We start from the raw sequence: 19,411 nt of genomic DNA on the forward strand, positions 1-19,411 counted from the left end.
GCGCGTGGCAAGGGAGCCGGCTTCATTTGAACCCCTGTCCAGAGGCCCGCCCTTGGCCAATCCCGAACTGGGTGCAAAACAGCTTTGCCCCAACTGCCAAGCGAAATTCTACGACCTGACCCGTCGCCCGGCTCACTGCCCGAAGTGCGACCACGAATTCGACCCTGACGAAGCCGTCCGCAACCGCCGGGTCCGCGCCCGCGCGGCGCCGGTCGATCACGACGCCGAAGAGGCCGAAGATCAAGTCCGCGCCAAGGCCGAGGCCGAGGAGGAGGAAGAGGAGGACGAAGTCGTCACCCCCGAACTCGACGAGGCGGTGGCCGACGTTCCGCTCATCTCCGACGACGACGACGAGGCGCCCGACGCCGCGCCGGAAGACCAGCTCTCGGAATTCACCGAGGACGACGACCTCGAGGACGAGGACGACGCCGACGTGCCGTTCCTGGAAGACGAGGACGAGGACGATTTCGACGACACCGAAATCGAAGGTCTGCCCGGCGAGGGCGACGACGACCGCTAGGAAATCGAGGCGCGACAACCCGCCCCGAAAAAAAGCCTCCGGGCGGGTTGATCGCGTCAAACTCTCAGACTAGGTTCCGCGCCTCTTCGGCGGGGACCCCGCCAGAGACCCGAGACCTCGGGGCTATAGCTCAGCTGGTAGAGCGCTTGAATGGCATTCAAGAGGTCAGCGGTTCGACTCCGCTTAGCTCCACCATGGAGGCCCGCAGTGAAAGCTGCGGGCCTTCGCCTTTTCCGGCGTGGGCTTCAGACGAACACCTGGACCATGACCATCACCAGTCCCAGGGTCGCCAGGTTCCAGCTGAAGGTGCGGATCCAGGGCAGGCCGGCGGCGTACAGCGGAAGGAACAGGGCGCGGCCGGCGACATAGGTCACCGCGCCGGCGGCGCTGAGCCAGGCCTCCTTGTCCAGCGCATGGACCATCAGCACAGCGCCGACGAAGACCGGGAAGGTCTCCAGGAAGTTGCGTTGCGCGCGGTCAAGCCGGCCGGCCAATCCCGACGGGAGGAGACCCTCGTCGCGAGGTCCGACCGAATATCGGTTGCCGACCTGCGCCTTGAAGCTGAACGACGCGGCGCTCAGGTGGACCAGGGCCAGCACCAGGGCCAGGAACAGGCACCAGAATTCGACGGACATAGCGGCCTCCCGAAGAGCCGTTAGGCTAGATCAAGCGTCGAGTCGGACCAAACGCCACGGCCGGCTGAGGTTGAAACCCGACCGATCGGTCACCAAATGGAGTCCATCCGGGGCTTCGCGCCGATTGCGGGCGAGGTTTCGGGGAGTCGCTTGGAGCGAGGACTCTGGAATGAATCGGCCGATCGTCTTCGACAGCCCCTTCCTGCTGGGCTTCGACCATACCCGTAGCCTGATCGAGCGCGCGGCCAAGGCCGCGGCCGAGAGCTATCCGCCCTACAATGTGGAGGATCGCGGCGACGGGGCCCTGCGCATCACGCTGGCCGTGGCAGGGTTCACCCCCGACCAGCTGCACGTGACGGTGGAGGATCGCCAGCTCATCGTCGCCGGCAAGCGCGAAGGCGCGGGCGAGGAGGCCTATCTGCATCGCGGCATCGCCGCGCGAGGCTTCGTCCGCAATTTCGTCCTGGCCGACGGCATGAAGGTGGAGGGCGCGCTGCTGGAGCACGGCCTGCTGCATATCGACCTAACCCGACCGGAACCTGAACGGCTGGTTCAGCGGATTCCCATCCGCGCCGGCGGATAATCCAGCCCAGCTAGACGGTCGGCTGAACTTGCGACCGTCGGATGCGTTGAGTTTTACGGAGGTGGTCATGATGACGCCGAATCTTACGACCGAAGCTTTCGCCGCTCTTGGCGGTCCCGATCTTGTCTATGTTCGGCCGATCAAGGCCGCCGAGATCATCGCCTCGACCCCCGCGGCCCAGATCCAGGGCTTCGATCTCGATCCCGACCAGACCCTCTATGCGGTCCACCGGGCCGATGGGGAGCGCCTGGCGGTGCTCACCGACAAGGAATCCGCCGTCGCCGCCGCGCTCGCCCACGAGCTGGCGCCGGTCTCGGTGCACTAGGAATTCTGGCCACTAGGTTCGTGGGGAACAGCTCGTCCCCGCCGAGAGGCGGGGACTTGAGCGTCTAGGCGGCGGCCGAGGGCCGCTCCTGCACCAGCAAGGCATGGATGGCGTCAGGCGTACGCGCCTTGCGCAGGTGGTCGCGCAGGTCGCCCTGGCGCAGCAGGCGCGAAACCCGGGCCAGCGCCCGCAGGTGCTCGGTCGAGGCGCTGGGCGGCGCGAACAGGGCGAAGATCAGATCCACCGGCTGGTCGTCGACCGCGTCGAAATCCACCGGCTGGTCCAGCCGGATGAAGACCCCACGCATGCGTGTCAGGCCGTCCAGGCGCGCATGGGGCGCAGCGACGCCGTAGCCGACGCCGGTCGAGCCCGCCAGCTCACGCTCGGCGAGCGCGTCCAGGATCACCCCGGCGTCGATGCCGAAGTTGCGGGCCGCGACCTCGGCGACCACGGCCAGAACCTGGCGCTTGTTCGGCGCTGAGGCGCGCGCCGCAATCGCGACGCGGTCCAGGATATCGCCAATCTGCATAGTGTGTGACGCCCAAACAAAGAGGCCCCGACCGCACCGCCGAGATCGGAAACGTTGCGGAACCGGCGGCCTAGACGCCGGCGCCGTTCACCACGTTCCCATTCACGGATTTGGTGCGTTCTGGGTCGATCCAGCCGATATTCCCGTCGGGCCGGCGGTACACCACGGACAAACCCCCGTGAGCGGCGTTCCTAAACACGATTGTTTGAGACTCCGTCAAGTCCAGCTCCATCACCGCCCTGGAAACGGTCATCTCGCGAACGGGCCTTTCCGTTTCGGCGATTACCATTCCCGACGGCGGGGTGTGGCTGGACTGCGGCGTTTCGCCCTCGTCCCAATCCATGTCCTCTTCGCCCTCGGGCGCTCGGATCACGAAATAGGAGGCGGTCTCAGCCTGTCGGGCGGAGGCCGCGGTCGAGTGGCTCTTCAGCCGACGCTTATAGCGTCGGATGCGCGTCTCCATCTTGACCATCGCGGCGTCGAAGGCCCCGTGGGCGTCGCCGCCCAGGCCATGACTTTGCAAAGCCTGGCCTGAGGCCAGCTTCACCGCGCAGTCGACTCTGAAGGAATGGCCCTCTCGGCTGACCACGACATCGGCGTCACCGCCGCGATCGAAGTATTTGCCGATAGAACCGGTGATTTCGTCGGTGACCCGCTCGCGCAGGGCCTCCCCAACGGCGACATGCTTGCCGGAAACAAGGACTTGCATGAGGAGAACAACGCGCCTGCGCGCGGTTGGTGTCAAGCGGCCCCGAACCAGTTCACGAGATGTCGAACGCCATCGATCACCAAGTCGGCGGCGACGAACAAAACCGCGCCACTGACGGCGGCCAGCACGTAGCCGACGATCGCGAACACGCCGTCCCTCTGGAACAGCGAAAACCCCAGCACGCCGATGGTCAGGGCCGGCAGCAGGTTGCCCAGCGGGATCGGCAGGATCAGCACGAACGACAGCAGCGAGCAGATCACCCCGATCACCCGGTCGCCGACCGGACCGAACAGGAAGGTCATCCGCGGCCGGGACACCTTCTCGATCCTCTCCACCCACGGGAGCAAGCGTCCGAAGATCCGCTCGAGGCTGGAGCCCGCCATGGTGCGCGCATCGATGGCTCGGGGAAGCCAGAGGGTGGAGACACCCAGGGCCACCTGGGGCGACAGCAGCAACAGCGGCGCCCCCAGCAGCGTGGAGGAGCCCGGCGGCAGGGGCAGCAGGTTGGGGATCGCGAAGACGAACATCAGGGCCCCGAAGGCCCGGCGGCCGAACAGGTCGACGACTTCGCCCACCGCCACGGTCTCCTGCTGACCCACCTCCCGCAGGATCATGGAGATCGGTTTTCGTTGGTCTGTCGCAACCGGCGGCATATGACTCCTCAAGACCCTTCAATCGTCCGCTCAAAGAGCGTGGCGCTGCGACAACGCGCCAGCCATGAAATGGATTTGCGCTGCTTTGGCCTGTTTACAAGCAGCCCAGCTTTGAACTATTTCGCGGCCATGCGTCGTTCGATGATCAAAAGCGCGATTAAAACCACCATGCCCGCGGGGCCTGGGGTTTTGCGCGCGCCCGCCGCGTAGCACCCCAAAGGACCCCGCCGCCAGGACGGGGTCGCCGATTTCCTTCGAAGACAGGCTCCCCCTCCTCCGGCTCAACTGGAGACGAGACCTGATGCTGTCCACACTCGAAGCCCCTGCCCGCCCCGCCGGCCAGAAGCTGTTCAATGTCGCGGTCGTCGGCGCCACCGGCGCGGTCGGCGGCGAGGTGATCGGCTGCCTGGAGCGCCGCAGCTTCCCCGTGCGCACCCTGCGTCTGCTGGCCTCACCGCGCTCGGCCGGCAAGACCCTGGTCTTCGACGGCCGTCAGATCGCCGTCGAGGCGCTCGACGAAGCCAGCTTCACCGGCGTGGACATCGCCATCTTCGCCTCCTCCAGCGCGATCAGCCGCCAGTACGCGCCGATCGCCGCGGCGGCCGGGTGCCTGGTGGTCGACAACTCCTCGGCCTTCCGCATGCAGGAGGACATCGCCCTGGTGGTGCCGGAGGTGAACGGCGAGCTGCTGGCCGCCCGGCCGTCCATCGTCGCCAATCCCAACTGCGTGGCCGCGATCGCGGTCATGGCCCTGCAGCCCCTACACGCGCGGAACAGGATCGTCCGGGTGATCGGCGCGACCTACCAGGCCGCCTCCGGCGCCGGCGCCGCGGCCATGGCCGAGCTGGAGCAGTCCACCGCCGCCTATCTGGCGGGCGAGGCCTATGCGCCCCAGGCGCTGCCGCACCCCTACGCCTTCAACCTGTTCAGCCACAACGCGGAGGTCGACGCGGCCAGCGGCTATAACGGGGAGGAGCTGAAGGCCATGGCCGAGATCCGCAAGATCATGAGCGCGCCGGAGATGCGGCTCTCCTTCACCTGCGTGCGGGTGCCGGTGCTGCGGGCCCATTCCATGTCGCTGGTGATGGAGTTCGAGAACCCGGTCACCCCCGCCCAGGCCGAGGCCTGGCTCTCGGACGCGCCGGGAGTGAAGCTGGTCAACGACCACGCCGCCAACCACTACCCGATGCCCAACGAGGTCTCGGGCCGCGACGAGGTCTCGGTGGGCCGCATCCGGGCCGACCTCTCGGACCCCACCGGCCACACGCTGTCGATCTTCATCGCCGGCGACCAACTCCTGAAGGGCGCGGCGCTCAATGCGGTGCAGATCGCCGAAGTGCTGGCGGGGTAAGACTTTTTCTCCCCCATTCATGGAGGAGGGGGATCTCAGAACGCCGGCTGAACCGCGCCGTGGTACGACCCATGGGAATGGGAGCAGCGCTTCCTAGGCCGTTTCCTTGAGCATCCGCCGGCGCTCCACCGAGGAGGGGATGCGCATGGCCTCGCGGTACTTGGCGACCGTGCGGCGGGCGATGTCGACGCCCGTCTCTTTCAGGATATCGACGATCGTGTCGTCGGAATGAACGTCGCCGTCGGTGCGTTCGGCGTCGATGAGCTGCTTGATCTTGTGGCGCACGCTCTCGGCCGAGTGGGCTTCGCCGCCCGAGGACGAGGCGATCGAGGAGGTGAAGAAGAACTTCAACTCGAACATGCCGCGTGGGGTGGCCATGTACTTGTTGGAGGTCACCCGGCTGACGGTGGATTCGTGCATGCCGATGGCGTCGGCCACGGTCTTGAGGTTCAGCGGCCGCAGGTGCTCGACGCCATAGGCCAGGAAGCCGTCCTGCTGGCGGACGATCTCGGAGGCCACCTTGAGGATGGTCTTGGCGCGTTGGTCCAGGCTCTTCACCAGCCAGTTGGCGCTGGCCATGCAGTCGGCCACGAAGACCTTCTCCTGGTCGGTCCGCGCCACGCCGGAAACCCGGGCGTGGTAGCGCTGGTCGACCAGCAGCTTTGGCAGGGTGTCGGTGTTGAGCTCCACGTGCCACAGGCCGCCCTGGCCCTCGCGGACGTGGACGTCGGGGGCCACCGGCTGCGAAGGTTCGCCGCCGAAGGCCGCGCCGGGACGGGGCGTCAGCGCCCGCAGCTCGGCGACCATCTCGCGCAGGTCCTCGTCGTCGACCCCGCAGATCTTGCGCAGGGCCGGCATGTCGCGCTTGGCCAGCAGTTCGAGATTGTCCAGCAGGGCCATCATGGCCGGATCGCAGCGATCCAGCTCCTTGAGCTGCAGCATCAGGCACTCGCGCACGTCGCGGGCGAAGACGCCGGTGGGCTCGAAGCCGTGGAGGGCGGTCAGCACCGATTCCACCATCGGCAGGCCGCAGCCCAGCCGCTCGGCGGTGTCTTGCAGGTCGCAGCGCAGATAGCCGCCCTCGTCGACCGAATCGATCAGTACGGTGGCCACCACGAGCTCGGCCGGCGACAGGCCCGCCACGGCGAGCTGGTCGTGGAGGTGTTCGCTGAGGGTCTTGTCCTTGGTCAGCCGGCCTTCGAAGTCGTCGCCGTCCTCGAAGCCGCCGCCGCCGGACCCGGCCTTGGACCAGTCGATGGCGCCGCCGGCCTGCTGGGCCTCGGAGTCGCCCGTGGCGACCTCGCCCGGCGAGGCCTGGTCGTGGGTGATATCCATGTGCGGCTCGGCGCCGCTGTCGGGGATCTGGTCGGTGGAGAAGTCGCCGTCTTCGCGGGGCGCCTCTTCGCGGTCGGGCTCGTGGTCGGTCTCGTCGCGGGCCAGCAGCGGATTGCGCTCCAGCTCGCCCTCGACATAGGCCTCGAGCTCGAGATTCGACAATTGCAGCAGCTTGATCGCCTGCTGCAGCTGGGGGGTGATGACCAGCCCCTGCCCTTGCCGAAGTTCCAATCGCGCGCCGAGCGCCAAATCCGCCTCCTGGCCTGAATCTTGCTCCAGGCTAGGGCGCCCATCCCCACCGATTGGTTAACTCCGCGAATTAAGAATTGCCGCGCGGGCGCCGGGGGAGCGGCGCCCGCGCGCCACCGTCACGCAGCGACCCTTTCGGGCGCGCGGAACAGCGGGGTCCATTCGTGGTCGGGGTAGACCCCGGCCATCATCCGATCGACATAGGCGACGAGGTTGTCGAACTTCATCGCCCCCTCGCGGATCGGGGCGTCGAAAAAGGGCGTCATCAGTCCCGCCAGCACACCGAAGGCGATGGCGTCGACGCCGGTGGGCCGCTCGCCCATCAGGAACACCTTGTCGCCCAGCAAGGCCGACAGGGCCGAGAGCGAGCGCACGCCCAGGCCCAGGATCTCGGCCTCGGAATGGCGACCGACGCCGACGGCGCGGATATTGCCGGCGATCTCGTGCTGGATCTGCTTGCGCAGGTCCTCCTGCATCTCCGGCGGCAGTTCCTTGAAGAACATCGCCGGGCCCTTGGCGAAGTTCTCAGGCGTCAGCCAGCGCACGTGGGCCATGGTCCAGGCGAAGTGGTTCTCGATCATCCGCTCGATCGCCCAGGCCTGGGCGCGCTCGACCGGGCAGAGCCCCTCGTCGAAATCGACCCCGTACTTCCGCTCGAGGTGCAGGCGAATGAAATGGCTATCGGCGATCATCTCGCCGTCGTCCTCGATCCAAGGGAGCTGGCCCTTGGGCGAGCTCTCCCGCTGGGCCGCGACGCGGCTGTAGGCGACCCCCGCCATCTGCAGGTGAACCTCGGTCTTGGTGACATAGGGGCTGATTTCCGGAAGTCCGAAACCGGCGCCGAAGCCGTGGAGCGTGATCATTGGGGTCCCTCCTTTGATTTGACCCCCTAGGCTTACCGACCGTCTGCTGCCACCATGCTGTCAGCAGTGTGGCGGCATGCTGCGGACATGACGAAGCGGATTTCCATGAGACGCGCCGACCGGCTGTTCCAGATCATCCAGATCCTGCGCCGCTCGCGTGGGCCGATCACCGCCGACAAGGTCGCCGAGGAGCTGGAGACCTCCAAGCGCACGGTCTATCGCGACATCGCCACCCTGATGGGCCAGCGGGTGCCGATCCGCGGCGAGGCCGGCATGGGCTATGTGCTGGACCAAGGCTTCGATCTGCCGCCGCTGATGCTCACCCCCGACGAAATCGAGGCCGCGGTGCTGGGCGCCCAGTGGGTGATCGGCCGCGGCGACCCGGCCCTGGCGCGGGCCGCGCAGGACCTGATCGCCAAGATCGCCGCGGCGGTACCCGAACGCCTGCGCCCCTATGCGCTGGAGCCCACCAGCCGGGTCCCGCCCGCCTGGATGACCGAGCCCGACCGCCTGGACATGGGCCAGGTGCGGGTGGCGATCCGTGGCGGACGCAAGATCAAGCTCAACTATCGCGACGAGCAGGAACGCGCGACCGAACGGCTGATCTGGCCGATCACCGTGGGCTATATGCAGACCGTCCGCCTGCTGATCGGCTGGTGCGAGCTGCGCCAGGACTTCCGCAGCTTCCGCACCGACCGGGTGGAGGAGGCGGCCTTCCTGGAAGACCGCTATCCTGAGCGTCCGGCCGTGCTGCGCGCCAAGTGGCGCGCCAGCATCCCCAACCGAGCGCCGCCGCCGCGTTCGACGTCGGCGGCCTCTTCCTCCCCTATCGCGTAGCTACGGGGGAGGATGAAGTTCGCGCCAGCGGCTAGTTCTTGTACCGCTCGAACCAGGCGAGGATGGCCTGGGCCTTGGCGCCGGACTGGGAGGGGCGGATGGCGATGCCGCCATGCGAGGCGTCGGGCACCTTGACCAGGGCGGTGGGAACGCCGCGAAGCTGGAGCGCCTGATAGTACTGCTCGGACTCGCCCACCGGGGTGCGCAGGTCCTTCTCGCCCACCACCACCAGGGTCGGGGTCTTCACATTGCCGACCAGCGACAGGGGCGAACGGGCCCAGTAGCCCTGGGGATCCTCCCACGGCATCTTGCCGAACCAGTAGCTGGCCATGAAGGCCGCGCCGTCGACGGTCAGGACCTGGCTCACCCAGTTGATCACCGGCTTCTGGGTGGCCGCGGCGCGGAAGCGGTCGGTCTTGCCGACGATCCAGGCGGTCAGCGCCCCGCCGCCCGAGCCGCCGGTCACATAGAGCCGGCCGGGATCGACGAAGCCCCGGGCGACGCCGGCGTCCACCACGCTCATCAGGTCGTCATAGTCGTGGTCGGGATATTTCTTGTCGATCTCGTTGGCGAAGGCCTGGCCGTAGCCGGTGGAGCCGCGCGGGTTGGAATAGACCACCACATAGCCCGCCGCCGCATAGAGCTGGTTGTCAGTGGAGAAGGACGGGCCATAGGCCGAGAACGGCCCGCCGTGGATCTCGAGGATCAGTGGGTATTTCTTGGTCGGATCGAAATTGGGCGGGGTGACGATCCAGGCGTCGATGGCCTTGCCGTCATGGGCCGAGGTCACCGCCAGCTTCTCGACCTTGCCCAGGGTCTTGCCGGTGAACAGGTCGGTGTTCAGCGCCGTCAGGCGCCGCACGCTCCCGCCGTTCGCCACCGCCAGGTCGGAAGGGCGGTCGACCGCGCCCTGGGTGAAGGCCACCGCGCCGGTGTCGGCCACCGAGAAGGCGCCGCCGGTATAGGGCCGGTCCAGGGCGTTTCCGGTCAGGCCCTGGGCCAGCGGCGTGATCTTGCCGTCCAGGCCGATCCTGGCCAGCTTCTTCACCGCATGGTCGTCATAGCTGATCACCAGGCTGCGGCCGTCGCGCGACCACTGGGCTGCGTCGATGGTGCGGTCGAGGCCTGCGGTCATCGAGCGGGGGTTCTTGCCGTCGCGGTCCATGACATAGAGCTGGACGTTCTCGTAGCTGCGGCGCGCGGCGTCGTCATAGCCGAGATAGGCGATGGTCCGTCCGTCGGGCGAGACCTCCGGCGCGGCGTCCGGGCCCACCCGGGCGGTGAGCGCGGTCAGCGTCCCGTCGGCCACGGCCACCTGCCAGATCTCGCTCTCATTCGGGTCGCGCTCCCAGCCCTTGCCGCGGTTGGCGGCGAACAGCACGTGGCGGCCGTCGCGGCTCCAGGTCAGGGGCCCGTTATGGTCGAACCTGCCGAAGGTGAGCTGGCGCGGCGTCCCGCCGTCGGCGGAGACCACGAAGACGTGGGAGAAGCCGGGCTTCAGCTCCCCGTCGCCGTCGGCCCGCCAGGTGACACGGCTCTCGACCCGCAGGGGGGCGGCCCACTTGGCGCCCTCCGGCCTGGTCATGGGCGCCGCCAGCTTGGCCGGCTCGTCCGGGGTCAGCATGGTGAGCGCCAGGCTCTTGCCGTCGGGCGACCAGGCGAGGTCGCCCGGGGCCTGTTCCAGGGTGGCGACCTGGGCCGAGCGGCCGATGGTCATCCAGCGGACGTGGATCTGCGGGCCCCCGTCGGGGCCTGAGACCACATAGGCCAGGCGCTGGCCGTCCGGCGACCAGCGCGGGCGGCTGTTGGCCCGCTCGTCCGACACCAGCGGCGTCTGGGCGCCGGTCTTGGGATCGACCAGCCAGATCGAGCGCTTGCCGCGATCGGTCATGATGTCGTTGGCCACCCGCACATAGGCGATGGCCCCGCCGTCGGGGCGGAACTGCGGATCGGAGGCGTATTCCAGGCCGAACAGGTCGCGCGGCGTGAACAGCCGCGTGGGGCCCTCGGCGGTCTGGGCCATGGCGGGGGTGGTGGAAAGCACGGCGCAGGCCGCGAAGAGCAGGCTGATCGAACGCATGAACAGGTGGTCCCGGCCGCTCCATTGCGGCGGCGCCAATAGACAGACCTCAGGTCGGTGTTGTCCAGACGGCCAGCGGGCGATCAGCCGGCGGTGACCGAGATGGCCATGTCACGCGGGGTGACCTGGCCGAAATAGCTGGCGAAGGCGACGTCGGCGGCGTCGCGGCCGGAGGCGATCTGCACCAGGCCATCGATGGGGGCCAGGCGGGTGGCGTCGAAGGTCACCCACTGGCCGCCCAGGAACACCTGGAACACCGCGTGGAAGTCAGCCGGCGCCAGCTTCCAGGCATAGCAGGAGACGACGCGGGCGGGCATGTCCAGGGCCCGGACGATCGCCGCGCCCAGGTGGGCGAAGTCGCGGCAGACCCCTGCGCGGCTGACCAGGGTGTCCAGGGCCGAGGTCCCCTCGGGCGAGGAATTCCGGCAATAGCTCACGTGGCGGTGGATCCAGTCGGCGATGGCCTGGACCTGACCGATCCCCTGCGGATAGCCGCCGAACTCGCTGCGGGCGAAGTTGGTAAGCAGGTCGGACTGGCAATATCGGCTGGGAAGCAGGTAGGGCAGCACCTCGGGCGGCAGGTCCTCGATCACCGCCCCGCCCTGGAACCGCCGATGATCGGCGACATGATCTGTCTCGACCTGGGCGCGGTAGACCAGTTCGAAGGCGCCCGGCCGGGCCGAGAAGCGCACCAGCCGGTTTGGGCCCGTCGCATCGATGATGAAATCGGCCACCACCCCCGGCGGCAGCTCGATCTCCTCGGAGAGCACAGTCTCGCCGAAGCCGCCGCCGCACTGGACCGCGAAGATAAAGGTGGCCGGCGCGCGGACCTCGTAGCTCAGCCGCGTCAGGATGGAGAGGCGCACGGGGACTCCTGCGGCCGCGGCCTGGGGCGGGGGCCAGGCGCGGGCGTGTTGCGGATGGGGTCGAAAAGCGTCGTCGCCAGCCTAACGCACGAGCGTGTCAATTAGCCGAAGCGTTCACCCAGATACACGCGGCGAACCTCGGGATTGTCCACGATCTGGGCGGGGGAGCCCTCAAACAGCACCTCGCCCGCATGGATGATCGAGGCCCGGTCGATGATGTCGAGGGTCTCGCGGACATTGTGGTCGGTGATCAGTATGCCGATACCCCGGCCCTTGAGATAGGCGATCACCTCTCGGATGTCGGCGATGGCCAGGGGGTCGATGCCGGCGAAGGGCTCGTCCAGCAGCATGAAGGACGGCTCGCTGGCCAGGGCCCGGGCGATCTCCACCCGCCGCCGCTCGCCGCCCGACAGCGAGATGGCCGGCGACTTGCGCAGGTGCTCGATGCGCAGTTCGTCCAGCAGCTCGGTCACCATGGCCTTGGCGCGGGCGGGATTGGTCTGGCGCAGCTCCACCACCGCCATGACGTTCTCCTCGACGCTCATGGCGCGGAAGATCGAGGTTTCCTGCGGCAGGTAGCCCAGCCCCATTCGGGCGCGCTGGTACATGGGCTGGGCGGTGATGTTCTCGCCGTCCAGATAGATCGAGCCGTAGTCGGCCGGGATCAGGCCGGTGATCATGTAGAAGCAGGTGGTCTTGCCCGCGCCGTTGGGGCCGAGCAGGCCGACCACCTCGCCGCGCGCCAGCCGCAGGGAGACGCCCTTGACCACCGGGCGCCCACGGAAGGACTTGCCGATATTGTCGACGACAAGGCCCTCGCCGGCGAGTTCCGGCAGGGTGGCGAAGCGCTCGGGTCGCACCCTAACGCCGCTGGGCGGACTGCCCCGCCGGTTGCTGGCTGGGATAGATCACCGCCCGCGGCCGCGCCTTGCCCGCCCGTCCCTTGGAGTTGGCCTCCATCTGGGCGTCGCCGGTGGCGACATTGACGGTGAGGCGTTCGCCGCGCAGCACGTTCTGGCCGTTCACGGCCACCACGTCGCCGGTGATGACGATGGTCTCGCCCGCCACGTCGTAGTCGGCCGCGTCGCCGCGCACCCGCTGCTGGGGGGTCACGTAGTAGACGTTGCCGATGGCTTCCATGCGATCAAGGGCGCCGCAGCTGGCGCCCTTGGCGCCGCCCTTGGCGGGGGCCTTCTTGTTGTAGGTCTTCAGCACGTCGGCGCGCAGGCGCGTGCGGTCCTGCAGGGCCTCGGCCGACCCGCTCCAGATCGACAGGCACTGGGTGTTGACCACCTCCAGCGCGTCGGCGGTGATGTCCACCGGGGCGTCGGCGTTCTGCGAGAGCTGGGCGCTCGCCGGCCCCGCGGCCAGCAGGACCAGGGCGCAGGCGCCGGCGGCCCAGCGTATCGTCTCAAGCTTGCTCATGCTCATGAAGCCCATGTGGGAAGCCCAACGCCCCAAACCCAGTCTCAGGAAGTCTACTTCGAATTCATCCGGCCGCGCACGCCGCCCTTGAAGACCAGGCGCTCGCCCTTGTCGTACACGCCATAGGACTTCGCGGTGATTTCGCCAAGCGATCCGACGCCCGAGATCTGGCCCTGGCCCTCCAGTTCGCCGGTGGCGGTGTTGAAGATCGAGCTGGCGGTGTCGAAATTGGCGTTGGACCCGTTCATCTTGACGCCGCCGTCCAGGTTCAGCACCCGGCGGTCCTCGCGATAGACCCCGGACTTGGCGGTGATGCGGGTCGGATTGGCGCCTTCCTCGTCGAGGATCAGGGTCGGCTTGTCCAGGACCACGCGCTGGTAGTCGTTCTCGTCGCGCACCGCCACGGTGGCCGTCAGCACGAAGGCGCGGCCCTTATCGTCGCGGCCGACGAAGCGCGGATTGACCAGTTGGATCGGCTCATCGCCCTCGGACGGCGGCGCGCGACCACCCATCACCGTGGCGTGGACCACGAAGCCGGCCATGGAGAGCAGGATCAGGGCGATGGCGGCCGGCAGCAGGATGCGAAGCCGCCGGATCAGCCGCGAGCGGCGACGCCACCGGGCGAAGTCCCGGCGCTGTCCTGGTTCGGCGGAGATCGTGGCGGCGTTCACCGGCAGGGCCTCAAGATCAGGCGTGGGCGAAGATATCGACCTCTTCCCATCCCGCCACGTCCAGCACGGCGCGGTGGGGCAGGAACTCGAAACAGGCGCGGGCCAGGTGGTCGCGGCCCTCGCGGACCAGCATGGCGTCCAGCCGCGCGCGCAGGGCGTGCAGGTGCAGGACGTCGGAGGCCGCATAGGCGATCTGGTCGTCGGAGAGCTTGGCCGCCCCCCAGTCCGAGCTCTGCTGGGCCTTGGACATGTCGACGCCCAGCAGCTCCCGCGAGACGTCCTTCAGGCCGTGGCGGTCGGTATAGGTCCGGGCCAGCTTCGAAGCGATCTTGGTGCAGTAGACGGGGGCGGTCATGACCCCAAGGTGCAGGTGGAACATGGCGATATCGAAGCGGCCGAAGTGAAAGATCTTCACGATCTTCGGATCGGTCAGCAGGCGCTTCAGATTGGGCGCGTCATAGTCGGGGCGCGACAGGCGCACCACATGGGCGTCGCCCTTGCCGTCGGAAAGCTGCACCACGCAAAGGGGGTCGCGGCCCAGCCGCAGGCCCATGGTCTCCGAATCGATGGCCACGGCTTCGGCGTCCAGGAGGACGCCCGCCGGCAGATCGCCTTCGTGCAGGAAGTTGGCCACGGGTTCTCACGCTCCGGATCTGACTTAAGTCCTCTCAGTATAGAGAGGAGGATGGTGCCCAGGAAAGGACTCGAACCTTCACGACCTTACGGCCACTGGCACCTGAAGCCAGCGCGTCTACCAATTCCGCCACCTGGGCCCGATCCGCCGGATCGCGCGAGGGGCGTTCCTTAGGGCGCCGACTTGGCCGGGTCAACGCCCGTTTGCGACGAGATGACGGCGGTCACCTCGATCTCGACGCGGGCGGTGGAGGGCACGAGCCCCGAGACCTGGACCAGGGTGGCCGCCGGCAGGGCGGCGCCGAACACCTTGGCGTGGGCGCGGGCCACATGGTCGAGGTCGGCAAGGTCGACCACATAGGTCACCGTGCGCACCACGTCGCCCATCTGGGCCCCTATCTCGGAGAGCGCCGAGGCGACGATGGCCAGGGCCGAGCGGGCCTGGACATAGGCGTTTCCCTCCAGGTCGGCGGCCCGCGCGGTGGTGCCGGCGACGAACACGTGGTTCTCGACCCGCACGGCCCGCGAATAGCCGTAGACCTCCTCGAAGGGCTCGCCGGAACCGATCTTCATGACAGACATGGCATCCTCCTGACGCCGCATCATAACCCCTGAAGCGCCCGCGGGGATCGCTCGCATTGCGGCGGCGCGGCGCATCGTCTATCCGGGCGGCTTCTTACCTCTTCTGTTTCAAGCAGGCGCCATGCAGGATCTGGTCACCGTCTTCGGCGGGTCGGGCTTCGTCGGAAGCCAGGTGGTGCGGGCCCTGGCCCGCCAGGGCCTGCGGGTCCGGGTCGCCGTGCGCCAGCCGCACCTGGCCCACACCATGCGGCTGCTGGGCGATGTCGGTCAGATCGAGGTGGTGCAGGCCAATGTCCGGGTCGAGGATTCGGTCCGTCGCGCCCTGGCCGGCGCCGGCGCCTGCGTGAACCTGGTGGGCGTACTCTACGAGACCGGTCGCCAGAAGTTCGACGCCGTCCACGTGGACGGCGCGCGCAACGTCGCCGTGGCCGCCAAGGCCATGGGCGTCACCCGGCTGGTGCAGATCTCGGCCCTGGGCGCCGACGCCGCCTCGACCTCGAAATACGCCCGCTCCAAGGCCGCCGGCGAGGCCGCCGTGCGCGCCGCCTTTCCCGACGCCGTCGTGGTCCGCCCCTCGGTGGTGTTCGGCCCGGGCGACGACTTCTTCAACAAGTTCGCCGAGATGGCGGTGATCAGCCCGGCCCTGCCGCTGATCGGCGGCGGCGCGACCAAGTTCCAGCCGGTGTTCCTGGGCGACGTGGCCAAGGCCGTGGCCCGCGCGGTCTCCGAGCCCGGCCACGCCGGGGCGACCTACGAACTGGGCGGCCCGGTGGTCTATTCGTTCCGCGAGATCCTGGGGCTGATCCTGCGGGTGATCGAACGCCGCCGCGTCCTGATTCCGCTGCCCTTCCCGATCGCGCGCATCATCGGCCAGCTCTGCGCGCCGCTGGCCGTCTTCACTCCGTGGGCTCCGCCGCTGACCGCCGACCAGGTCGAGTTGCTGAAGTCCGACAACGTGGTTTCGGGGGCGCTGCCGGGCCTGGCCGAGCTGGGCGTCACGGCGACCACCGCCGAGGCGATCACGCCCACCTTTCTCTACCGCTTCCGCAAGGGCGGCCAGTTCGCCGACCAGACGGAATCGGGCGCGGTCTAGCACCGTCTGGATCCTCCCCTTTTGTGGGAGGTGGCGCGTCGCCTGCTTCGGCGACGACACGGAGGGGCCGAAGCCCACAAACAAGAGTCAAAGTCCCCCTCACCCGGCCATTCGGCCGGGAGCTCCCCCAGGAGGGGAGCATCTGGGTTCAGGCGGCGATTTGGATCGCCACGAGCCCCACCACGCCCACCGCGATCCGCCACCAGCCGTAGGGCGTCAGGCCGAAGCGGTTGATGAAGTCCAGCATGGTCCGCACGACGATCAGGCCGGAGATGAAGCTGACCACGAAGCCGACGGCGATGATCCCCAGATTGTCGCCGGTCAGCACGTCCTTGTTCTCCCAGAAATCCAGGGCGAAGGCGCCGACCATGGTCGGGATGGCCATGAAGAACGAGAACTCGGCCGCCGCGCGCCGGTCGATGCCGAGAAGCACCCCGCCAACGATGGTGGCCCCCGAACGCGAGACGCCGGGTACGATCGACAGGCACTGACAGAGGCCGATGCCCAGGGTGCGCTTCCAGGAGAGCGCCATGGAATCGGTCTCCTTGGGGGCCGGGGCCCAGCGGTCCACCGCGATCAGGGCGATCCCGCCCAGGACCAGCGAGACGCAGATCAGACCGGCGCTCTCGAACAGCACGGTCTTGATGAAATCGTGCAGGGCGAAGCCGACCACGGCCGACGGGATCACGGCGATCACCACGCTGGCGGCGAACCAGCGGGCCTTGGGGTCGCTGGGCAGGCGCAGGAACACATCCCACAGCCTTTGGAAGTAGAGCACCACGACGGCCAGGATCGCGCCCAGCTGGATCATGACGCTGAAGGTGTCCCAGAAGCCGTCCGGCAGGCCCAGCAGGGTCTTGGTCAGCAGCAGGTGCCCCGTTGACGAGACCGGAATGAACTCCGTCAGGCCTTCGACGAGGCCGAGGATGACGGCGTAGATCCAATCGGCCACGGCGGAACTCCATGCGGGAACAAGGAAGGACAAGGCCTCGAACACGGTAAACATGACGTTTATCCAATTAGTGGACTAATCCAGATGCCCAGGATCGCCATCGACACCAAGTCATGCGCCTCCATAGGTGATATGGTCTAATTTATGGATCATGTGGTTTTCGCGGGGCGAGTTCTTCTGTAGATACGTGCCGCGCCCAGGTCGGGCGGGAGGCGCCGCCATGGCCGAACGGATGCTGAAATTCACGACCGTCGAGCGGATCACGCCGGCCAAGCGCGCGGCGACCGCGCGCACGGGCGACTTCCACGAGATCTATGCCGACTTCATCGACGCCAAGGCGGCCGAGCAGGCCTCGCGCTGCTCGCAATGCGGCATCCCGTTCTGTCAGACCCATTGTCCGCTCCACAACAACATCCCCGACTGGCTGCGGATGACGGCGGAAGGACGGCTGGAAGAGGCCTATCACCTGTCCCAGGCGACCAACTCCATGCCCGAGATCTGCGGCCGCATCTGCCCGCAGGACCGGCTGTGCGAGGGGTCCTGCACCATCGAGCAGTCGGGCCACGGCACCGTCACGATCGGGGCGGTGGAACGCTACCTGACCGACAAGGCCTGGGAGGAAGGCTGGGTCGCGCCCCTGCGGGCCGGCCCCGCGCGCGGCCAGTCGGTGGGCGTGATCGGCGCGGGCCCCGCGGGCCTGGCCGCCGCCGAACGCCTGCGCGAAGCCGGCTACGAGGTCACGGTCTATGACCGCCACGACCGGGCCGGCGGCCTGCTGATCTACGGCATCCCGGGCTTCAAGCTGGAGAAGGAAGTGGTGGAGCGCCGCACCCGCCGCCTGGCCGAGGGCGGGGTCAAGTTTCAGCTCAACTTCGAGGTCGGCGCCGACGCCACCCTGGAGGACCTGCGGCGGGCGCACGACTCCGTCCTGGTCGCCACCGGGGTCTATGCGGCCCGCAACCTGATCACGCCCGGCGCCGGCTCGGCCGGCGTGACGCCGGCCCTCGACTATCTGATCGCCTCGAACCGGATCGGCCTGGGCGACAGCGTGCCGGCCTTCGAGAGCGGCGAGCTGAACGCCCAGGGCCGCGACGTGGTCGTGGTCGGCGGCGGCGACACCGCCATGGACTGCGTGCGCACCGCCGTGCGCCAGGGGGCGAAGTCCGTCACCTGCCTCTATCGCCGCGACCGCGCCAACATGCCGGGCTCGGCCCGCGAGGTGGCCCACGCCGAGGAAGAGGGCGTGGTGTTCGAATGGCTGGCCGCCCCGCGCGCCGTGCTGGGCGAGGCCGATCGCGCCGCCGGCCTGCGCGCCGCGCGCATGCGGCTGGGACCGCCCGACGCCACCGGCCGCCAGGCGCCCGAGGAGGTCGAGGGCGGGACCTTCGAACTGCCGGCCGACCTGGTCATCAAGGCGCTCGGCTTCGATCCCGAGGACCTGCCCAGCGCCTTCTCCGCGCCGGACCTGGCGGTCACCCGCTGGGGCACGCTGAAGGCCGACTTCAAGACCCTCGAGACCAGCCTGCCCGGCGTCTTCGCGGCCGGCGACATCGTGCGCGGCGCGTCCCTGGTGGTCTGGGCCATCCGCGACGGCCGCGACGCCGCCGACGCCATCCATTCCTACCTTCAGGCCCAGGTCAGCGCCCCCGCGCTGGTCGCGGCGGAGTGAGCGACATGACCCATTCCCCTGAAACCGAGATGCAGCGCTATCTGGCCAACCGCGAGAAGCTCATCGAGGGCCACGCCTACAACCCCGCCGACGAGCGCGACGCGTGCGGGGTGGGCCTGGTCTGCGCCCTGGACGGCCAGCCGCGCCGCGAGGTGGTGGAGCTGGCCATCCGCGCGCTGAAGTCCGTCTGGCACCGGGGCGCCATCGACGCCGACGGCAAGACCGGCGACGGCGCCGGGATCCTGCTGAGCGTGCCGCAGGACTTCTTCGCCGACCAGGCGGCCCGCATCGGGCAGCGCGTGCGCCCCGGCCCCATCGCGGTTGGCCAGGTCTTCCTGCCGCGCAACGACCTCGGCGCCCAGGAGGCGGCCCGCACCATCGTCGAGGCCGAGGCCCTGCGGTTCGGCTTCTACATCTATGGCTGGCGCCAGGTGCCGGTGGACACCTCGGTGATCGGCGAGAAGGCCAACGCCACGCGCCCCGAGATCGAGCAGATCATGCTCTCCCCGCCCGCCGGCCTGTCGGGCGAACCGCTGGAGCGCGCCCTGTTCCTCTGCCGCAAGCGGATCGAGAAGCGCGTGGCGGCCGCGGCGATCCGCGACTTCTACCTGTGCTCGTTCTCGGCCCGGCAGCTGATCTACAAGGGCATGTTCCTGGCCGAGCATATCGACGAGTTCTATCCCGACCTGAAGGACGAGCGGTTCTCGGCGGCGGTGGCGATCTTCCACCAGCGCTACTCCACCAACACCTTCCCGGAGTGGCGGCTGGCCCAGCCGTTCCGGATGCTGGCCCACAACGGCGAGATCAACACCGTCAAGGGCAACATCAACTGGATGAAGTCCCACGAGATC

General features: G+C 68.4%; 21 protein-coding genes, 2 tRNA genes and 1 pseudogene. 9 read left to right on the forward strand and 15 right to left on the reverse strand.

Translation table 11 applies throughout. The annotated features are described in order from the left end of the window. Nucleotides 1–52 precede the first annotated feature (52 nt). Nucleotides 53–520: a TIGR02300 family protein gene (locus tag Q8Q77_RS04775; RefSeq protein ID WP_305581703.1), complete on the forward strand. Its 468-nt coding sequence runs from the start codon at nt 53–55 to the stop codon at nt 518–520. 119 nt (nt 521–639) lie between these two features. Next, nucleotides 640–715, forward strand: a tRNA-Ala gene (locus Q8Q77_RS04780). A 50-nt stretch (nt 716–765) separates the two neighbouring features. Here Q8Q77_RS04780 and Q8Q77_RS04785 read toward each other — a convergent pair. Continuing rightward, entirely contained in the window at nt 766–1,155 is a 390-nt protein-coding gene (locus tag Q8Q77_RS04785) for an MAPEG family protein (RefSeq protein ID WP_305581705.1), read from the reverse strand. A gap of 169 nt (nt 1,156–1,324) precedes the next feature. Here Q8Q77_RS04785 and Q8Q77_RS04790 point away from each other — a divergent pair, with 169 nt between their 5' ends. Together Q8Q77_RS04790 and Q8Q77_RS04795 are read left to right on the forward strand one after the other, a co-directional pair. Then, a complete protein-coding gene (locus Q8Q77_RS04790) occupies nt 1,325–1,738 on the forward strand; it encodes an Hsp20 family protein (RefSeq protein WP_305581707.1) in 414 nt (137 codons plus the stop codon). A 70-nt stretch (nt 1,739–1,808) separates the two neighbouring features. Further along, nucleotides 1,809–2,063 (forward strand): DUF1150 domain-containing protein, encoded by a 255-nt coding sequence (locus Q8Q77_RS04795; RefSeq protein ID WP_305581739.1) that lies wholly within the window; start codon nt 1,809–1,811, stop codon nt 2,061–2,063. A 64-nt stretch (nt 2,064–2,127) separates the two neighbouring features. Here Q8Q77_RS04795 and Q8Q77_RS04800 read toward each other — a convergent pair whose 3' ends face one another. From Q8Q77_RS04800 to Q8Q77_RS04810, 3 genes are all read right to left on the reverse strand, one after another. Beyond that, nucleotides 2,128–2,592, reverse strand: a complete 465-nt coding sequence (locus tag Q8Q77_RS04800; RefSeq protein ID WP_305581709.1) for a PTS sugar transporter subunit IIA — start codon at nt 2,590–2,592, stop codon at nt 2,128–2,130. A gap of 70 nt (nt 2,593–2,662) precedes the next feature. After that, nucleotides 2,663–3,301: a ribosome hibernation-promoting factor, HPF/YfiA family gene (gene hpf / locus Q8Q77_RS04805; protein WP_305581741.1), complete on the reverse strand. Its 639-nt coding sequence runs from the start codon at nt 3,299–3,301 to the stop codon at nt 2,663–2,665. Between the two features lie 32 nt (nt 3,302–3,333). Next, complete coding sequence (locus Q8Q77_RS04810; RefSeq protein ID WP_305581711.1) at nt 3,334–3,915, reverse strand: exopolysaccharide biosynthesis protein; 582 nt, start codon at nt 3,913–3,915, stop codon at nt 3,334–3,336. A 340-nt stretch (nt 3,916–4,255) separates the two neighbouring features. Between Q8Q77_RS04810 and Q8Q77_RS04815 the strand changes: the two genes are divergently transcribed. Continuing rightward, a complete protein-coding gene (locus tag Q8Q77_RS04815; protein ID WP_305581713.1) occupies nt 4,256–5,305 on the forward strand; it encodes an aspartate-semialdehyde dehydrogenase in 1,050 nt (349 codons plus the stop codon). A 93-nt stretch (nt 5,306–5,398) separates the two neighbouring features. Here Q8Q77_RS04815 and rpoN read toward each other — a convergent pair whose 3' ends face one another. Together rpoN and Q8Q77_RS04825 are read right to left on the reverse strand one after the other, a co-directional pair. Then, a complete protein-coding gene (gene rpoN, locus Q8Q77_RS04820) occupies nt 5,399–6,889 on the reverse strand; it encodes an RNA polymerase factor sigma-54 (protein WP_305581715.1) in 1,491 nt (496 codons plus the stop codon). 119 nt (nt 6,890–7,008) lie between these two features. Beyond that, nucleotides 7,009–7,752, reverse strand: coding sequence for a glutathione S-transferase family protein (locus Q8Q77_RS04825; RefSeq protein ID WP_305581717.1), 744 nt, complete (start codon nt 7,750–7,752; stop codon nt 7,009–7,011). A 105-nt stretch (nt 7,753–7,857) separates the two neighbouring features. On the opposite strand from Q8Q77_RS04825, the gene Q8Q77_RS04830 reads away from it, so the two are divergent. Then, nucleotides 7,858–8,589 (forward strand): YafY family protein, encoded by a 732-nt coding sequence (locus Q8Q77_RS04830; RefSeq protein WP_305581719.1) that lies wholly within the window; start codon nt 7,858–7,860, stop codon nt 8,587–8,589. A gap of 31 nt (nt 8,590–8,620) precedes the next feature. Here the strand turns inward: Q8Q77_RS04830 and Q8Q77_RS04835 are convergent, their stop codons facing one another. From Q8Q77_RS04835 to Q8Q77_RS04870, 8 genes are all read right to left on the reverse strand, one after another. Further along, nucleotides 8,621–10,669: a S9 family peptidase gene (locus Q8Q77_RS04835; RefSeq protein ID WP_305581721.1), complete on the reverse strand. Its 2,049-nt coding sequence runs from the start codon at nt 10,667–10,669 to the stop codon at nt 8,621–8,623. 83 nt (nt 10,670–10,752) lie between these two features. Next, complete coding sequence (locus Q8Q77_RS04840) at nt 10,753–11,535, reverse strand: transglutaminase family protein (protein ID WP_305581723.1); 783 nt, start codon at nt 11,533–11,535, stop codon at nt 10,753–10,755. Nucleotides 11,536–11,636: 101 nt separating this feature from the next. After that, nucleotides 11,637–12,371, reverse strand: coding sequence for an LPS export ABC transporter ATP-binding protein (gene lptB / locus Q8Q77_RS04845; RefSeq protein WP_305581743.1), 735 nt, complete (start codon nt 12,369–12,371; stop codon nt 11,637–11,639). 25 nt (nt 12,372–12,396) lie between these two features. Then, a complete protein-coding gene (locus Q8Q77_RS04850; RefSeq protein WP_305581725.1) occupies nt 12,397–12,960 on the reverse strand; it encodes an LptA/OstA family protein in 564 nt (187 codons plus the stop codon). A 53-nt stretch (nt 12,961–13,013) separates the two neighbouring features. Then, nucleotides 13,014–13,631 carry an LPS export ABC transporter periplasmic protein LptC gene (gene lptC, locus Q8Q77_RS04855; RefSeq protein ID WP_305581727.1) on the reverse strand — a complete coding sequence of 206 codons (618 nt, stop codon included), beginning with the start codon at nt 13,629–13,631 and terminating at the stop codon, nt 13,014–13,016. Nucleotides 13,632–13,647: 16 nt separating this feature from the next. Further along, complete coding sequence (locus tag Q8Q77_RS04860) at nt 13,648–14,265, reverse strand: ribonuclease D (RefSeq protein WP_305581729.1); 618 nt, start codon at nt 14,263–14,265, stop codon at nt 13,648–13,650. 52 nt (nt 14,266–14,317) lie between these two features. Further along, a tRNA-Leu gene (locus Q8Q77_RS04865) sits at nt 14,318–14,404 on the reverse strand. 31 nt (nt 14,405–14,435) lie between these two features. Further along, the gene (locus tag Q8Q77_RS04870) at nt 14,436–14,846 is read right to left on the reverse strand and encodes a Rid family hydrolase (protein ID WP_305581731.1); all 411 of its coding nucleotides are present in this window, start codon (nt 14,844–14,846) and stop codon (nt 14,436–14,438) included. A 121-nt stretch (nt 14,847–14,967) separates the two neighbouring features. Here Q8Q77_RS04870 and Q8Q77_RS04875 point away from each other — a divergent pair, with 121 nt between their 5' ends. Continuing rightward, complete coding sequence (locus Q8Q77_RS04875) at nt 14,968–15,939, forward strand: complex I NDUFA9 subunit family protein (protein ID WP_305581733.1); 972 nt, start codon at nt 14,968–14,970, stop codon at nt 15,937–15,939. Between the two features lie 148 nt (nt 15,940–16,087). Here the strand turns inward: Q8Q77_RS04875 and Q8Q77_RS04880 are convergent, their stop codons facing one another. Next, entirely contained in the window at nt 16,088–16,891 is an 804-nt protein-coding gene (locus Q8Q77_RS04880) for an undecaprenyl-diphosphate phosphatase (RefSeq protein WP_305581735.1), read from the reverse strand. 220 nt (nt 16,892–17,111) lie between these two features. Between Q8Q77_RS04880 and Q8Q77_RS04885 the strand changes: the two genes are divergently transcribed. Beyond that, nucleotides 17,112–18,560 (forward strand): NAD(P)-dependent oxidoreductase, encoded by a 1,449-nt coding sequence (locus Q8Q77_RS04885; protein ID WP_305581737.1) that lies wholly within the window; start codon nt 17,112–17,114, stop codon nt 18,558–18,560. Between the two features lie 29 nt (nt 18,561–18,589). Further along, nucleotides 18,590–19,411, forward strand: a pseudogene (locus tag Q8Q77_RS04890) (glutamate synthase large subunit); the annotation flags it as partial.

Source organism: Phenylobacterium sp. (assembly GCF_030698145.1).
In the GTDB taxonomy this organism is placed as follows: Bacteria; Pseudomonadota; Alphaproteobacteria; order Caulobacterales; family Caulobacteraceae; genus Phenylobacterium.

Bases quoted from the DNA above. Each gene is read 5' to 3' on its own strand.
- Q8Q77_RS04885 (WP_305581737.1), top strand. From the start codon at position 17,112: ATGGCCGAACGGATGCTGAAATTCACGACCGTCGAGCGGATCACGCCG.
- Q8Q77_RS04810 (WP_305581711.1), bottom strand. From the start codon at position 3,915: ATGATCCTGCGGGAGGTGGGTCAGCAGGAGACCGTGGCGGTGGGCGAA.
- Q8Q77_RS04870 (WP_305581731.1), bottom strand. From the start codon at position 14,846: ATGTCTGTCATGAAGATCGGTTCCGGCGAGCCCTTCGAGGAGGTCTAC.
- Q8Q77_RS04835 (WP_305581721.1), bottom strand. From the start codon at position 10,669: ATGCGTTCGATCAGCCTGCTCTTCGCGGCCTGCGCCGTGCTTTCCACC.
- hpf (WP_305581741.1), bottom strand. From the start codon at position 3,301: ATGCAAGTCCTTGTTTCCGGCAAGCATGTCGCCGTTGGGGAGGCCCTG.
- Q8Q77_RS04800 (WP_305581709.1), bottom strand. From the start codon at position 2,592: ATGCAGATTGGCGATATCCTGGACCGCGTCGCGATTGCGGCGCGCGCC.
- Q8Q77_RS04790 (WP_305581707.1), top strand. From the start codon at position 1,325: ATGAATCGGCCGATCGTCTTCGACAGCCCCTTCCTGCTGGGCTTCGAC.
- Q8Q77_RS04850 (WP_305581725.1), bottom strand. From the start codon at position 12,960: ATGAGCAAGCTTGAGACGATACGCTGGGCCGCCGGCGCCTGCGCCCTG.
- Q8Q77_RS04785 (WP_305581705.1), bottom strand. From the start codon at position 1,155: ATGTCCGTCGAATTCTGGTGCCTGTTCCTGGCCCTGGTGCTGGCCCTG.
- Q8Q77_RS04830 (WP_305581719.1), top strand. From the start codon at position 7,858: ATGAGACGCGCCGACCGGCTGTTCCAGATCATCCAGATCCTGCGCCGC.
- Q8Q77_RS04795 (WP_305581739.1), top strand. From the start codon at position 1,809: ATGACGCCGAATCTTACGACCGAAGCTTTCGCCGCTCTTGGCGGTCCC.
- Q8Q77_RS04825 (WP_305581717.1), bottom strand. From the start codon at position 7,752: ATGATCACGCTCCACGGCTTCGGCGCCGGTTTCGGACTTCCGGAAATC.
- Q8Q77_RS04815 (WP_305581713.1), top strand. From the start codon at position 4,256: ATGCTGTCCACACTCGAAGCCCCTGCCCGCCCCGCCGGCCAGAAGCTG.
- Q8Q77_RS04875 (WP_305581733.1), top strand. From the start codon at position 14,968: ATGCAGGATCTGGTCACCGTCTTCGGCGGGTCGGGCTTCGTCGGAAGC.